Source organism: Mycobacterium colombiense (assembly GCF_001953985.1).
GTDB classification, from domain to species: domain Bacteria; phylum Actinomycetota; class Actinomycetes; order Mycobacteriales; family Mycobacteriaceae; genus Mycobacterium; species Mycobacterium colombiense_B.
This window is the reverse complement of the sequence record NZ_MBEI01000085.1, coordinates 1-575: the sequence shown is the minus strand read 5'-3', so window position 1 is coordinate 575 and position 575 is coordinate 1. Positions and strand designations below refer to the sequence as shown.

Below are 575 nucleotides of genomic sequence, written 5' to 3'. Positions count from 1 at the left end.
GTGCGCGATCTCGGGATCGCGTACGCCGGCCGGTGCGACGGCCGTGCGCCGGATTGGTCGCCGCTGGCGGTGCAGTACGTGGACTACACGTTGTGGCAGCGGGCCCAGTTCGGTGACCTGGATGATTCGGCCAGCCCGATCGCCGGGCAGCTCGAGTATTGGCAGCGGGAGCTGGCGGGATTGCCCGAACGCGTCGAGTTGCCGACCGATCGGCCATACCCGATGGTGGCCGATTACCGCGGGGCCAGTGTGGACATTGACTGGCCGGCGCAGCTACAGCGGCAGGTGCGCGCGGTGGCGCGGGCCCACAACGCGACCGAGTTCATGGTCGTCCAGGCCGCCCTGACTGCGCTGCTGTCCACATTGAGCGCGAGTTCCGATGTGGCGGTGGGCTTTCCGATCGCGGGGCGGCGCGACCCGGCCCTGGACGATGTGGTCGGGTTCTTCGTCAACACCCTGGTGCTGCGAGTCGATCTGAGCGGCGATCCCAGCATCGCCGAACTGTTGGCCCGGGTACGCCAGCGCAGCCTGGCCGCCTACGAACACCAGGACGTGCCCTTCGAGGTGCTCGTCGA

1 protein-coding gene is annotated in these 575 nt (G+C 68.7%); it reads left to right on the top strand.

Translation table 11 applies throughout. From position 1 onward, the window contains the following. The coding region (locus A5732_RS26675; RefSeq protein ID WP_142256686.1) for a condensation domain-containing protein at positions 1–575 on the top strand (575 nt) is incomplete at both ends.